Source organism: Mycobacterium lacus, from assembly GCF_010731535.1.
GTDB classification, from domain to species: Bacteria; Actinomycetota; Actinomycetes; order Mycobacteriales; family Mycobacteriaceae; genus Mycobacterium; species Mycobacterium lacus.
The window spans coordinates 4,104,235-4,118,495 of sequence record NZ_AP022581.1 but is presented as its reverse complement, the minus strand read 5'-3'; the positions used below and the strand labels follow the sequence as shown (position 1 = coordinate 4,118,495).

At 67.0% G+C, this 14,261-nt stretch carries 13 protein-coding genes and 1 pseudogene; 9 read left to right on the top strand and 5 right to left on the bottom strand.

Features of this window, described 5'->3' with window-relative positions; all coding sequences use genetic code 11:
- The first annotated feature begins 22 nt into the window (after positions 1 to 22).
- From G6N24_RS19005 to G6N24_RS18995, 3 genes are all read left to right on the top strand, one after another.
- Positions 23 to 1,411, top strand: a complete 1,389-nt coding sequence (locus G6N24_RS19005; RefSeq protein WP_163745562.1) for a DUF7159 family protein — start codon at positions 23 to 25, stop codon at positions 1,409 to 1,411.
- Between the two features lie 68 nt (positions 1,412 to 1,479).
- Positions 1,480 to 1,878 carry a hypothetical protein gene (locus G6N24_RS19000; protein WP_085159550.1) on the top strand — a complete coding sequence of 133 codons (399 nt, stop codon included), beginning with the start codon at positions 1,480 to 1,482 and terminating at the stop codon, positions 1,876 to 1,878.
- A gap of 28 nt (positions 1,879 to 1,906) precedes the next feature.
- Entirely contained in the window at positions 1,907 to 5,062 is a 3,156-nt protein-coding gene (locus G6N24_RS18995) for an ATP-binding protein (RefSeq protein ID WP_179963424.1), read from the top strand.
- Between the two features lie 16 nt (positions 5,063 to 5,078).
- Here the strand turns inward: G6N24_RS18995 and G6N24_RS18990 are convergent, their stop codons facing one another.
- The gene (locus tag G6N24_RS18990) at positions 5,079 to 5,786 is read right to left on the bottom strand and encodes a DUF3060 domain-containing protein (protein ID WP_085159552.1); all 708 of its coding nucleotides are present in this window, start codon (positions 5,784 to 5,786) and stop codon (positions 5,079 to 5,081) included.
- A gap of 62 nt (positions 5,787 to 5,848) precedes the next feature.
- Here G6N24_RS18990 and G6N24_RS18985 point away from each other — a divergent pair, with 62 nt between their 5' ends.
- The 5 genes from G6N24_RS18985 (at position 5,849) to G6N24_RS18965 (ending at position 9,397) form a co-directional block, all read left to right on the top strand.
- Positions 5,849 to 6,868: an NADP-dependent oxidoreductase gene (locus tag G6N24_RS18985; protein WP_085159554.1), complete on the top strand. Its 1,020-nt coding sequence runs from the start codon at positions 5,849 to 5,851 to the stop codon at positions 6,866 to 6,868.
- A 95-nt stretch (positions 6,869 to 6,963) separates the two neighbouring features.
- The gene (locus tag G6N24_RS18980; protein ID WP_085159556.1) at positions 6,964 to 7,848 is read left to right on the top strand and encodes a glycoside hydrolase family 16 protein; all 885 of its coding nucleotides are present in this window, start codon (positions 6,964 to 6,966) and stop codon (positions 7,846 to 7,848) included.
- Between the two features lie 11 nt (positions 7,849 to 7,859).
- Positions 7,860 to 8,342, top strand: coding sequence for a MarR family winged helix-turn-helix transcriptional regulator (locus G6N24_RS18975; RefSeq protein ID WP_085159558.1), 483 nt, complete (start codon positions 7,860 to 7,862; stop codon positions 8,340 to 8,342).
- Between the two features lie 94 nt (positions 8,343 to 8,436).
- The gene (locus G6N24_RS18970) at positions 8,437 to 8,649 is read left to right on the top strand and encodes a PASTA domain-containing protein (RefSeq protein ID WP_163745561.1); all 213 of its coding nucleotides are present in this window, start codon (positions 8,437 to 8,439) and stop codon (positions 8,647 to 8,649) included.
- Positions 8,650 to 8,707: 58 nt separating this feature from the next.
- Positions 8,708 to 9,397 (top strand): GAP family protein, encoded by a 690-nt coding sequence (locus G6N24_RS18965; protein WP_085159562.1) that lies wholly within the window; start codon positions 8,708 to 8,710, stop codon positions 9,395 to 9,397.
- A 22-nt stretch (positions 9,398 to 9,419) separates the two neighbouring features.
- Here the strand turns inward: G6N24_RS18965 and G6N24_RS18960 are convergent, their stop codons facing one another.
- Positions 9,420 to 10,205: a glycerophosphodiester phosphodiesterase family protein gene (locus G6N24_RS18960; protein WP_085159564.1), complete on the bottom strand. Its 786-nt coding sequence runs from the start codon at positions 10,203 to 10,205 to the stop codon at positions 9,420 to 9,422.
- A 279-nt stretch (positions 10,206 to 10,484) separates the two neighbouring features.
- Here G6N24_RS18960 and G6N24_RS18955 point away from each other — a divergent pair, with 279 nt between their 5' ends.
- The gene (locus G6N24_RS18955; protein WP_085159566.1) at positions 10,485 to 11,312 is read left to right on the top strand and encodes a glycoside hydrolase family 16 protein; all 828 of its coding nucleotides are present in this window, start codon (positions 10,485 to 10,487) and stop codon (positions 11,310 to 11,312) included.
- On the opposite strand, the gene G6N24_RS18950 is transcribed toward G6N24_RS18955, so the two are convergent.
- From G6N24_RS18950 to G6N24_RS24930, 3 genes and pseudogenes are all read right to left on the bottom strand, one after another.
- A complete protein-coding gene (locus G6N24_RS18950; protein WP_085159568.1) occupies positions 11,313 to 12,854 on the bottom strand; it encodes a glycosyltransferase family 39 protein in 1,542 nt (513 codons plus the stop codon).
- 171 nt (positions 12,855 to 13,025) lie between these two features.
- Positions 13,026 to 13,817 carry an integrase catalytic domain-containing protein gene (locus G6N24_RS25935; RefSeq protein WP_407938713.1) on the bottom strand — a complete coding sequence of 264 codons (792 nt, stop codon included), beginning with the start codon at positions 13,815 to 13,817 and terminating at the stop codon, positions 13,026 to 13,028.
- A gap of 24 nt (positions 13,818 to 13,841) precedes the next feature.
- Positions 13,842 to 14,084 (bottom strand): annotated as a pseudogene (locus tag G6N24_RS24930) (integrase catalytic domain-containing protein); the annotation flags it as partial.
- Positions 14,085 to 14,261: the final 177 nt, after the last annotated feature.

Below are 14,261 nucleotides of genomic sequence, written 5' to 3'. Positions count from 1 at the left end.
TCGTCCGCCGCTTGGAGGAGCAGTGGACATCGTACTTGGGGTAGCGGTGGAGCCCACGGCGGTCCGCTTGGTGCTGATCGAGGGCGAGAATGCCGACGGTGTCACCGTCGAAGAAGACGCCTTCGAGGTTGCCCGCCCGGAAGCTGGCGCCGAGGGGTCGGCCACCTCGGGGCCGGCTGCTCAGGCGGTTGCGGCGATCATCGGCACCCGCGAAGGTGTGGTCGAGAGCGGCTACCGACTGACATCAACGGGGCTGACGTGGACAAACCCCGCCGGGGTCGGCGCGCTGCGCGACGAGTTGGCCGCCCGCGACGCCGGGAGCGTCATGCTGGTTTCCCCGCTGTTGGCGGCGGCCGCGTTGGCGCAAACGGTGGGTTACGCGCTCGGCTACGAGTACATCGCGATGCTGTTCGTCGAGGTCGGCAGCGCGACGCTGGCCGTCGTCGACATCGCCGACGGGTCGATCGTCGACCTGCACCGGCAGCCCCTGCGGAATGCCCGGCACGGCGTGCTCGCGGCCGAGCTGGTGACGATGATCGCCGGTCTGGATGCCCCGGGGTCGCGGGCGAACGGCGTGTTCGTCGTCGGCTGTGGGGTCGACATCGTCGGAACCAAACCCGTACTGGAGGCGGCGACGGCGCTCGTGGTGAGTGCTCCCGAGGAGCCGGACATGGCGCTGGCCCGGGGGGCGGCGCTGGCGTCGGCGAATGCGCCGCTGTTCGCGTCGTCGACCGCCGCGCTGGCCTATGCGCTGGATCCGGGCACCGGCGAGGTGGGCCCACGTGGGCTCGCCCCGACGTACCTCGACGTCTGCGCCAATGCCGACCCGGGCCAGGGTGCGCTGGCGTACAGCGCCCTAGAGGATGAAGCCGACGACGACGGCCCGCGGCGGCGCAGGCCCTTGGTGCTGGCCGGTAGCGCAATCGCCGCGGCCATTGCGGCCGGGCTGCTGGTGGTTTCCTCGGACGTTCGTCCCACGGCCGCCGAGCCGCCCGGGCCACCCGAAAGCGTCGTCACCCCGGCGACGCAAGCGCCGCCTCCGCAGGCGCAGTTGCCTCCACCCAGCCCCGCGCCGCCCAGCGCTCCGCCCGTGGCGGAGGTGGCGGCCCCGCCCCCGGTGGCGGCCCCGCCCCCGGTGGCGCAGGTGCCCCCAACCGCGGTGAACATGGCGCCCGTGACACCGCGCCGGGCCCCGACCCGGCAGGCACCGGCGCCCGTCCCACAGGCCCCGCCCGTCACCACACCACCGGCCGCGGTGCCGCCGCCACCGCCACCGCCGGTGGAGACCGCGCCGCCCACCCCGATCATGACGATGTACCTGCACGTCCCCTTCGTCACGATCCCGATTCCGATCTACCCGCCGGCGCCGCCACCCCCGCCGGAGCCCGCCCCGGTCGAGCCAGGGCCATAGGCCCGTGGCGGATCGTGCCGACGGGGCGCAGACTGTGCAGTGACGGTATGAGCTGTTGAGGAGGTCGCGTGGGCGACAGCGGCGGGTTCGGGGGACCTTTCGGATTTGACCCCGACGATTTCGATCGGCTGATCAGGGAGGGGAGCGAAGGACTGCGCGACGCGTTCGAGCGGATCGGCAGGTTCATCAGCGCTCCCGGCGGCCGATCGGGGTGGTCGGTGATTTTCGAGGACCTGGCCCGGCGTTCGCGCCCCGGGCCGGAAACCACCGGCGAGGCCGGCGATGGCGTGTGGGCCATCTACACCGTGGCTGCCGACGGCGGCGCCCGCGTCGAGCAGGTCTATGCGACCGAACTCGACGCCCTGCGGGCGAACAAGGACAACACCGACCCGAAGCGCAAGGTCCGTTTCCTGCCCTACGGCATCGCGGCCAGCGTTCTCGACGATCCGTCGGACGAGCCGACATAGATTGGCAGCCACGTCGTCCGTGTGTCACGTGTGCGGCGCAGAGCCGCGCAAGGGTGCGCGGTTTTGCGATGCCTGCGGCGCGCCACTGACGCTGGTCGCCCGGCCGGCCGAATACAAGCAGGTGACGGTCCTGTTTGCCGACGTGGTGCGGTCGATGGACATCGCCTCGGCTCTTGGCGCGGAGCGGTTGCGGGAGGTGATGACCGAGTTGGTCGATCGGTCCGCAGCCGTGGTGCAGCGTTACGGCGGTACCGTGGACAAGTTCACCGGCGACGGGATCATGGCCCTGTTCGGCGCCCCAGTCACGTTGGAAGACCACGCATTTCGGGCGTGTCTTGCGGCTCTGGACATCCAGCAGGTGGCTCGGCAATTGGCCGTCGAGGTGGCGCGCCGCGACGCTATCGATTTGCGGTTGCGGGTAGGCCTGAATTCCGGCCGGGTAATCGCCGGCGAAGTCGGTGCTGCCCATCTCGGTTACACCGCGGTCGGCGCGCAGGTGGGCATGGCGCAGCGGATGGAAACGGTGGCACCGCCGGGCGGCGTCATGCTCAGCGAGTCGACCGCGCGGCTCGTCGAGAATCGGGTTGTCCTGGGTGAGCGCGAGACGGTGCGCATCAAGGGGGTCGACGCCGGCGTGCCCGCGCGTCGTCTGCTCTCCCTCGATTCCGGACGTCATCACAAACCCCGCCATGAGTCCCGGCTGGTCGGACGTCAACGGGAGAAGGGCGCCGTCGCCGAATTGCTGGACCAGGCCGATCGCGGCAACGGAACCGTAATCACGGTGACCGGTCGGCCGGGCGTCGGGAAGACCAGGTTGGCCCGTGAGTCGCTGGCGGGGGCAAGAGGTCGCGGTTTCGAGGTGTTTGTCACCTACTGCGAATCCCACACTCGTGAGATCCCATTCCATGTCGTCTCTCGGCTGCTGCGCGCGGTCTTCGACATCGACGGCCTCACGGGCGAGCAGGCTCGGACGCGGGTGCACAGCGCAATCCCTGACGTCGGCGCCCAGGATCTGGTTTTGCTCGAGGATCTGCTCGACGTGCGCGACAGCGCCACGCCGCTGCCCGACATCAGCCCGGACGCCCGACGTCGCCGTCTGGTCGACCTCGTCAACACGATTGCGCGGGCACGGCCGCAGCCCGCGGCTTATGTGATCGAGGACGCCCAGTGGATCGACAGCGTCAGTGAGTCGATGCTCGCCGAGTTCGCGGCAACGGTGCCGAAAACGCGGGCGGCGTTGTTCATCATGTACCGACCCGAGTATCGGGGACCGCTCTCGCGCATCCCCGGGGCGTGTTCCTTTACGCTTGCGCCGCTGAGTGATTCGCACATCGCCGAATTGGTTGAGGAGCTGTTGGGCGAACATCCTTCGATACTCGGACTGTCGCGGGTGGTCGTCGACCGGGCGGCGGGCCTACCGTTCTGTGCCGAAGAAATCGTGCGTGACCTAGCCGAGCGCGGCGAACTCCAGGGAGTTCCGGGAGCCTACGAATGCGGCCGGGAAGTGCGCGACATCCACGTGCCGGCCAGTGTGCAAGCGATCATCGGAGCTCGCATCGACCGACTCGGCGCCGCGGCGAAGCGCACCTTGCATGCCGCGGCCGTCATCGGTGCACAGTTCGACACCGAACTATTGGCGCTTCTGCTGGACTTAACCCCGGACGCATTGGATCTGGCGCCGTTGATCCAGGCGGAACTCGTCGAGCCGGTCGCAGTCACGCCGCAGGACACCTACGCGTTCTGCCATCCGCTCATCCAGGCGGTGGCATACGAATCGCAATTGAAGGCCGGGCGCTCGCAGCTGCACCGCCGGGCGGCCGCGGTGATGCAACGTACCCGCGGCGGGTTCACCGGTCAGGAGGCCGCCGTCGTCGCCACCCAGTACGCGGCGGCCGGCGATCTGCGGGAGGCCTTCGACTGGCACATGCGTGCGGCGACATGGTACGGCGCCCGCGATATCCGGGCGGCCCGGCAGAGTTGGCAACTGGCGCAGCGATTCGCTGACCGGCTTCCCGACGACGAACCTGACGTGCTGGCCATGCGGATCGCTCCGCGGGCTCTGCTGTGCGGCAGCGCTTTTCAGGTGGGCGGCACGCCCGCCGAGACCGGCTTCGAGGAATTGCGTGCGCTGACCACCGCCGCGGGTGACAAGAGATCACTGGCTCTCGGAATGGCCGGTCACCTCACCACGCTCACGTTCAATTCGCGTTATCGCGAAGCGGCCGGCATGGCATCCGAATTCGCCACGCTTGTCGAGTCGATCGGAGATCCGGCGATGACGGTCGGGCTGTTCTACGCGGCGGCCCAGGCCAAATGGGAAGCCGGCGAGGCGACCGAGAGTCTGCGGTTGGCCCAGCGGGTCATCGACCTGGCCAACGGGGACCCCGCCATGGGCAACTTCGTGATCGGGTCGCCGCTGGCATGGGCGCTCACGGTCAAGGGAGCGGCCGCAATGTTCTTGGGGCGCAAAGGCTGGCGATCCGACCTCAAGGCCGGCATCGTCCTGGCTCGGTCGGTTGACGCGCCCGCCCGGCCCTTTGTGCAGCTGTACAAGTACGTGGCCGCCATTCAGAACGGCGCCGTGCTGCCCAATGCGCACGACTTGGCGCTGGCGGGCGAGTCCCTGGAGGTTGCCCGACAGTCCGGAGACAACGTCGGGCTCGCATACGCGTTGCTGAATCGCGCCATCGCGTTGCTGCACAACGACCCCGAGTCCGGTGGCCTGGAATTCTTGATCAGGGCGCAAGAGATGTTCGTGCATGAGCAGCTCACCATGACGCTGCGACGAATGTGCGATATCGAATTCGCCCGTGAGCGAGCGCGATCCGGCGATCTGGACGGTGCGATCGACCTGGCCACAACCGTCCTGGCCGAGCAGTTCGACACCGGCGAGATGGTCTTCCGCGGGCCCGCCACCACGGTGCTGGTCGAGGCGCTGTTGGCACGCGGCTCCGCCGCCGACGTCGACGACGCGGAGCTTGCGGTCGACAGGCTGGCGGCGGTACCGACGGAGCCCGGGTTCGTGCTGCACGAGCTTCCGGTGCTGCGGCTGCGGGCGCTGCTGGCCCGGACACGCGGCGACGAGCCCGGCTATCAACAATTCGTGCAACGCTTCCGGGCCAGGGCGCTAGAAGCCGAGTTCGAGGGATATCTGGCGCAGGCCGAGGCAATGGCCCGGCGCTGAACCGAATGCGGCCGCGTCAGCCCTGTTGGACGACGTTCCCGTCGCCGGACTTGCTGACCTTCGGCGAGCCCGAATGATACGTGACCTGATTGTCGAGGCCGGAGGCGTCGATGGTGTCGACGGCGTCGATGGTGATCGTGTTGCCGAGGCCGGACACGGTAAGGCTCACGCAGTGGCCGGTGATCACGATCGTGTTGGACATGCCACTGACAGTGACGTCGTTGTCGTTGCAGGCGATTGTCCGGTTCTCGTTGATCCCGGAGACGATGACGTTGCTGCCCGGCGCTGGTAGCGGCGAAGTCGACGGGCCGGCGCTGGGAGTTTGAGTCCCGCTGGTCGACGGGGCGGGGCTGCGCGGGGTCGTCCTCGGTGCCGTCGGAACCGGGGAAGTGCTGGGCGTGGGGGAGAGAACGACGAAATTGCCATGGGAAATCCGGTGTGCGGCGAAGGCGGCGATGCCCCCCACCAGGGCGAGCATGCCGACGACGAAGACCGCGGCCACGATCCAGAACACCCGGATACCCGAGGACGATCGCGGCGTTGCCCCGGGGAACGGGGCGGTGTAGCCGCCGTACGGCGGCGGTGGTGGTGGCGCTGGTGGGTAGGGCTGGTACGAATACCCGCCGGGCTGCTGCGGGCCCCCCAGCTCGGATGCGCGTGCCGTGTCGGCCAGCGGTTGTTCGAGCTGGCGGATCCGGGCCTCCGGGTCATCCTCTGGGTTCATGGACCGATGTTCCCACACCGGGATCGTGCCGAATAGGCCAATACCTTCGGTAGTTTCGCATCGTGGCCAACGTGGCGAACCGCCAGATCTTGCTGCGCCGCCGCCCGACCGGGTTGGTCCAGCCGGGCGACACCGAGCTGGTCACCTCGCGCGCGCCCGAGCCCGCCGAGGGTGAGGCGCTGCTTCGCACCACCTACGTGGGGATCGACGCCGCCGCGCGGACCTGGCTCGACGACCAACCCGGCTATCTTCCGCCGGTGCGGCTGGGCGAGGTGATCCGGGCGGCCGGTATCGGCCAGGTCGTCGAATCACGCTGCGACGCCTACGCCGTCGGCGACGTGGTCACCACGCTGACCGGCTTCCAGGAGTACGTGATCATCCGCGACGACGTGTTCAGCACGCCCATCCCGGGCGAGGACGACCAGTTGGCGATCATGTCGGTGTACGGCCCCACCGGGGCCACCGCCTACTTCGGTATGACCGACATCGGCCGGCCCCGGCCGGGGGAGACGGTGGTGGTCTCGGCGGCGGCGGGCGCCACCGGATCGGTGGCCGGGCAGATCGCCAAGATCGCCGGAGCGCGGGTGGTGGGCATCGCGGGTGGGCCGCAGAAATGCCGCGCGGTGGTCGACGACTTCGGGTTCGACGCATGCATCGACTACAAGAACGACGACCTGGCCGCGGCGCTCAAAGAGCATTGCCCGCGGCGGGTCGACGTCTACTTCGACAACGTCGGGGGGCCGATCCTGGACGCAGTGCTGGGCCGGCTGGCGCACAAGGCGCGTGTGGTGCTGTGCGGCGTGATCTCCAGCTACCTGACCGGCGAGCACCCGGGTCCGGCCAACTACGTCAACCTGCTGTCGAAAACCGCGCTGATGCAGGGATTCAACGCGCTTGACCAGTGGGGCCGCTTCGACGAGGCGTTCGCCAACCTCCGCAGGTGGGAAGCCGAGGGACGCCTGCGGCACCGCCAGACCATCTTCGAGGGCATCGAGTCATGTGTCGACGCGCTCAACGGGCTGTTCACCGGGGCCAACATCGGCAAGATGCTGGTCAAGCTCGGCGGACCTGCACCTATCTGAGGCCCCGCCCGCGCCCAACGCACGGTGCAACGACTTCTTGGCGACGCACGGCGTGGTCGGGCGCCGGCTGCTATCGTCCCTTGCTTATGTCCCAGATGGATCGCCGCCAGATGGATCGTCGCCGGATGATGCTGATGGCCGGGTTCGGAGCGTTGGCAGCCGCGATTCCCGCCCCGAAAGCCCTGGCCAACCCGTCCCGCCCCGATGCGCCGGCGAGCACGGCGCCTCCGCCCGCCGCACCCGCGGCGATAACCGGTGGGTTCCTCTTCCACGACGAGTTTGACGGCCCGGCCGGCTCGGCCCCCGATCCGTCGAAATGGCAGGTGTCGAATCATCGGACGCCGATCAGGAACCCGGTCGGCTTTGATCAGCCCCAATTTTGGGGGCAGTACCGCGACAGTCGCGAGAACGTGTTCCTGGACGGCAAGTCTAATCTCGTGCTGCGCGCCACCAGGAGCGGCAACGGTTACTTCGGCGGCCTGGTCCATGGCCTCTGGCGGGGCGGCATCGGGACCACCTGGGAGGCCCGCATCAAGATGAACTGCCTTGGGGCCGGCATGTGGCCCGCCTGGTGGCTGTCCAACGACGATCCCGGCCGCAGCGGCGAAATCGACCTGATCGAGTGGTACGGCAACGGGACCTGGCCGTCGGGAACCACCGTTCACGCAAACCCCGACGGCACGGCGTTCGAAACGTGCCCGATCGGCGTGGACGGCGGTTGGCACAACTGGCGCGTCCGCTGGGATCCCACCGGCATGTACTTCTGGCTCGACTACGCCGACGGCATGGAGCCATACTTCTCGGTTCCGGCGACCGGTATTGAAGACTTGAACGATCCCATTCGTGAATGGCCGTTCAACGACCCCGGCTATACCGTGTTCCCGGTCCTCAATCTTGCGGTCGGCGGCTCCGGCGGTGGCGACCCCGCGGCGGGTTCGTATCCGCAGGACATGCTTATCGACTGGGTACGCGTCTTTTAGCATGGCTCGCCGTGCCCGGTGAGGGGCCCTCGGCCGATCAGGTTGATGCCGTCGTGCGGGCATCCCGGGCGTTGGTGGGCATTGCCGCCGCGGCCATCGCCCAGGTGGACGCCAGCGTGACCGTTCCGCAACTGCGGGTCCTGGTGTTGCTGGATACCAGGGGCCCGCTCAACCTGGCGGGCGTGGCCGGTGGTCTGGGTGTCAATCCTTCGAACGCCAGCCGCATCTGTGAGCGTTTGATCCGAGCCGGTTTGCTTGACCGCCAAGAATCACCCGACGACCGGCGCAACATCACCTTGAGTCTCACCGACGCCGGGCGGCGGCTGATCAACACGGTGACCAGGCATCGGCGCACCGCGATCACCCGGGTGCTACGCGGCATGGATCCGAAAGATCGCGAACTGCTCACGACGGCCCTCGACCGGTTCGCCACCGCGGCTGGTGAACCCCTGCCCGGTGATGCGGTCGCGATGATTTGGCCCGGCGGTCGCTGAGTCCGCAGGTGGCCGCCTGTTCTTGCGCATGCGCAAGTATTGCTATCATCAAATGAACGCAGTGGGCGCATATATCCTATGGGGGAGTTGCCGAGTGGTTATCCCTGAGGTAATTGGGCAGGATGGCGCGACAGTTCGAAGCAGGCTGGAAGAGCTGGGCCTCACCGACGTCAGCCTGTTATCGGCGAATCCCAAGTACAGCGCGGTCGTGCTGGCGGCGAACTGGACCGCGGTGAGCATCGACCCCCCGCCGGGAACGGTGGTAGCTTCGGATCACCCGATAGTCGTCCAGTTGTACCGGGACTGACTCCGGCGCACCTTCGAGGCGCCGCCGTCGCCATTGTGTGGTCTCGGGGCCGGTCGGAATGCGAAGATTGCTGCCCGTGACAGGAAGTTGGGTCTCCGAACTGACCGGGCTCACCCCGCTGGCGCTGGTCATCGCGCTCTCGCCGTTGACGGTCATCCCGGCGGTACTGGTCTTGCACGCGCCGCGGCCTCGGCCGGCCAGCCTCGCGTTCCTCGGTGGCTGGCTGCTGAGCCTGGCCGCGCTGACCGCCCTGTTCGTGGCGGGCTCCCGCTTGCTCGGCGGCATGCACACGTCGCCGCCGGCCTGGGCATCCTGGTTACGGGTGGTCCTCGGGTCGGCGCTCATCGTGTTCGGCATCTTTCGCTGGCTGACCCGGCATGGCCATACCGAGTCGCCGGCCTGGATGCAGTCGTTTGCCACCATTACCCCGGTGCGTGCCGGGGTGACCGGGGCGGTGCTGGCGGTGGTCAGGCCCGAGGTGCTGATCGTTTGCGTCGCGGCCGGATTGGCCATCGGCGCCAGCGGACTCGGTGTCGCCGACAAGTGGATATGGGCCGCGTATTTCGTCGTCGTCGCGGCGTCCTCGGTCGCGATTCCCGTGTTGGCCTATGTGGGCGCCGGTGACCGTCTCGACGATCGGCTGACACGGCTTAAAGACTGGATGGACCGACACCACGCCGCGTTGCTCGCGGCCGTGCTGATCGTGATCGGTTTGATGGTGCTCTACAACGGAATTCACGCGCTTTGACCGGGCGGCCCAAGCAGGGCCGCTACCACTCGTTGCGGGCGATCAGAACATCGCGAAGAAGGTCCGCGCGATCGGTGATGATGCCGTCCACGCCGATGTCGAGCAGTGCATGCATCACATCGGGATCGTCGACCGTCCAGGCGTGTACCTGCCGTCCCGAAGCGTGCAGGGACCGCACCAATCCCGGGGTGATGATCGGTACGCCACCAAGTCGTGGCGGCACCTGGAGGCAGTCGCTGTCGTGCAGCACCCGCCAGGCATACGCCCGGCTGCGGGGCGTTCGCGCCGCCATTACGGCCAGGAGCGTGCCCGTGCCTGCCGAGCTGGCCACCGGCCGCGACAGCAGACGCAACGCACGCCGTCGACGACGATCGGAGAACGACGTGATCAGCACCCGGTTGTGCGCGTTCAATCGCTCCACGACGTCGACGGTCGGCTCGATGGCCGACGCCGCCTTGATGTCGATGTTGACGCGCATGTCCGGTAGTGCGGTAAGGAGTTCTTCCAGGGTCGGGATCGATTCCCCGGCGCCTAGGTGCGCGTTGCGGGCATCCCGCCAATCCAACTGATCAATCGCGCCCGGGACGCCCGAGTCGCGCCCGAGCCTGCGGTCGTGCAGGATCACCGCTACGCCGTCACGTGTCGCTCGGACGTCCGTCTCGATGTAGCGATACCCGAGCTTGGCCGCCTCGTGGAACGCCCCCATGCTGTTCATGGGCAGCCGAAACGACGTAAACCCCCTGTGCGCCATGGCAATCCGTCCAGTCCCGCGAAGGAACTCAACGGCGCCCACGCTGCCTTCGCCCATCAGCTGAATATCTCGCCTTCGGTCAGCTCACGCGCCTGCGCATATCGTTCTAGCACGGCGGGCGCCGGTTTCGCGGGCATTCGGCAGGCATGCGTGCCTCGCCGAACCCGCCGACGCCCGATCGCGAATCGGGTGGCCGCCCGGTCGCCGAGCGAAGCCCACCGGCGGGTGAGGATGCGCCTCCCCTGCGGGGCATGGTTTCATAACACCGTTTGCAAAAGTTGCCTGGGGAGATCGCGGAGTCTGGGGTCCCGGCTGGAGAGATTGGTGGTATTGGAGATGGATCGTCGCAGCATGTTGCTGACCACGGGGATCGGCATGCTGGCCGCCGCAGCCTCGATCCGCGTGCCCGAGGCCCGGGCGTACCCGTCACCGCCAGCCGCGCCGGCGGCCGGGCCGAGCGGACCCTACATTTTCTCCGACGAGTTTGATGGCCCGGCGGGCTCAGCTCCCGATCCGGCGAAGTGGGCGGTGCAGACCTGGCAGGACGACGTGTACCCGCCGGTCGAGGGGATATACCGGGACGATCGCCGAAACGTGTTCCTCGACGGCAACTCCAATCTCGTCCTGTGCGCCACCCAGGAAATGGGCCAGTATTACACCGGCAAACTGCGCGGCAGGTTTCGAAGCATGATCAACCAAACCTGGGAAGCACGGATAAAGCTGGACTGCTTGTTCCCCGGCCTCTGGGCCGCGTACTGGGGTGTCAACGAGGACCCGGACCCAGACGGCGAGGTCGACATCTTCGAGTGGTACGGCAACGGCAACTGGCCCCCGGGGACCACGGTCCACGCGGCATCCAACGGGAAGACCTGGGAGGGGAAATCGATTCCCGGGTTGGTGGACGGCGGTTGGCATACCTGGCGAATGCATTGGGGTGAGGACGGTTTCGCCTTCTCGCGCGACGGGGCACCGTACTTCAGTGTTCCGCCGAAGCCCATCCACGTCGCCGGCAACCCTCCCGAGGACATGCGGTGGCCGTTCAACAATCCCGGCTACTGGATGACTCCCATGTTTACCCTTGCGGTCGGTGGGGTTGGCGCCGGCGATCCCGCACTGGGCACCTTCCCGGCGGCCATGCTCGTCGACTACATCCGTATCTGGTGATTACCGCGTCGCTTTGATGACCTGAACCAGGTTGAACTGCCAGCGCTCGACAAGTCGGAAGCCCAGGCCGCGCGGAACCGCGAAGGCCGGGGTGACCCCGTAGCGCGGGCCTGGCGGGAGTGCCGGGCCCTGCTCGTGAGCGGGCAGCGACTCGTCGGCTTGGGTGATGATCCAGACGACGCCGCAGTGGCTCAACGGCTGCGCGACGACCTCCGGGATGAGGTTGGTGTCGAAGACGTCGTTGCGGTCGGTCGCCCGTTGCCACAGGGTGAGGTCGACCAGCTTGCGATACGCATCGGGGCGCGCCGCCATCAGCGGGCGCATCGGGGCAGGCATGAACGTCACCGTGTCGTTGACGAGCAAGCAATCACCGGGTGCGGCCTTGGCGGTGATCAGATCGGCCACTTGGCTGTAGTCCATCCCGTATTTGGCATATGGATTGCGTTGGGCAAGAACATAGTTCGGTGCAGCGCCGACCGCGAAAAGACCGATGAGAGCCGCCGCCGCCCATGGCTTGACGGCCACCGCGGCGACACAGACCCCCAGGACCAGTGCCATTGCCGGTGCGGTGAAGGATAAGTAGCGCGGCGTGTAGATCGGGTGAACCAATGCCGACCAAACCACGATCAAGGCGGTCGGTATCACAACCCAGGCGACCGCCAAGGCCAACAATTGCCGATCCGTCTCACCTAGTCTCGCGGAGGTACAGCGCCACAAGACAATAGCCACCGCCGTCACCAGTGCCGACAACACCGCGAACGGCGGACTTCTTTCGAAGTATTGCTGAACCGCCACATCTTCGATCGTTCGGCGGCCAATCGGCGTTATCCACTTGATCTGTTGAACTTGCCCGACGACCTCAATCACGAACGGCGCCACGACGCAAATGGCCAGAACCGCCGTGATGGCGAATTGGACTAGCACCGTTCGACTGCGCCGGAAGGCGCACATGAAGACAATGTGCGCCACCAACACCAGCACGAGATATATGTCAAGCAGTATCGACATCGCCAGGACGATCCCGTAAGACAGCCAGGCCCAAGGGCTTTCGCGGTGCGCGGCGCGAACGAGCAGTACCGTCAGCCATACCGCGGCCATCATCGACAAGGCATACGGGCGCGCTTCGATCCCTGCCCACGTCGTGCGAGGCAAGATCGCGCAGAAGATCCCGGAGGCCACCGCGACGGTCCGAGACGAAAACTGTTTGCCGAGCACCACTACTCCGGCCGCGGCTGCGCCGACAGCCACACCGCTTGGCGCTCGGGACCAAAACTCCGTGGGTCCGAAAACGTGGAACCAGCCGTGCATGAGCACGTAGTACAGGCCGTGGACGGCGTCGACGTTGCCCAGCATGTGCCATAACTGGGCAAGGGAACGGCTGTACGAGGCGGAAATGGTCGCGGCCTCGTCATACCAGAAAGAGGGACGAGCGGCCCCGCCCAAACTCACCGCGGCGGCCAGCAGTCCGACGATGAGCGGGTCCAGTGCAGCCGGCGGGGGTGCCAGATGCCGTGATGCGCAGGTAGCCGACGAGACCCTCATCGAGGCCGCCAAAAATGTCACGCGGCTATGTTGCCAGAACCAGACCACGCATTCCTGGACGAGGTGCCTCACGTAAAAGTGAGCGCGAAGCGGTGGTTGGTGCCTCACGCATGGTGAGCGCGTGGGGGGCTTGCACTACTTCGCGGTGGCCAATCGGCTGATTGACGGTTGTCATGCTTGCAGGTCGAGGCGGCGGGCGGCGGACAGGGCCTCGGTTTTGGTCTTGGCCAGGTCGAGCAGCTGCATTTGGATGGTGTTGATCTGACGGGTCAGATCGGCGGGGTTGATACCCTCGATTCGGGCGGCCACGTTCGAGAGTTGTTGTGCATCAAGGACTCCCGATGCCTGTAGGCGCTGCCACGGGGTGGCCGGGCTGTCGTAGATGCGCTTGCGGCGACCGTCGGTTGTGGTGGTGTAGCCGACCGGCTTTTTCGTCGGGGTGAAGAAGTTGCACCGCAGCGACACCAACGGCCACAGCTCGGTGAGCAGCTCCAGCTCTTCGGGGGTGTCATAGCGGCAGTAGAACGCGTGTTTGCGCACCACATGATTGTTCTTCGACTCCACATGGGCCTGGTCGTTCTTCTGGTAGGGCCGCGAGCGGGTCTGGGCGATGTCGCGGGCCTGCAGCCGGTCGGCGATCTCGTGATTGATGAACTCAGACCCGCGGTCCGAATCGAAAACCGCCATCGGGAACGGAAAACGCTGCTGCAGTTCCTCGATGCCCTCGAGGATCCACGTGGCGGCGTTGTTGCGGATCGAGTGGTTCTCGGTCCAGCCGATCACCAGATTGGTCATCGTCAGCGTGCGGGCGAACTCACCGATCAGCGTCGGGCCGCAGTGCGCCGCGGTGTCGGCCTCGATCACTCCCGGGGCCTGGGGCGCCTCATCGGCGCAGGTGCGGATGGAGATCGAATTCCGCAGCAGCGGTGAGGGTTTGGTGGTCGAGATGCCCTTGATGCGCATCGCATCCCGGGCGGGTTTGAGGTAGCGGTCCACGGTGGCCGCGCTCATTGTCTTCAGCTCCGCTACGACCGCTTCAGTGGCGAACGGCTTGTCAAGATCACCGGCGGCGGTCAGCAGCGGCAGCCATAGTTCGACCATGACCACCAGGTACTTGCCGCACGGCATGCCCATCAACGCCCACACGTGCTCCAAAAGGGCCCTGGCGTCGTCGCTGAAGCCGCGCGGTCGCAAGCTGCGCCCATCGACCTGCTCGGCCGGTGCCGGCAGCGAGGCGAAGAAGGAAATCGACAAGCGGACAGGGAGCGAGCACGCAGGCATCCAACAGCGCCGGGAACGCTGATACTCGAATGCCTTCGACGGCGTTACGTAGGTCAGATCTGGAGCCGATGACGGGAATCGAACCCGCGTTCTCAGCTTGGGAAGTGTTTTCGACGCATCCGAGTG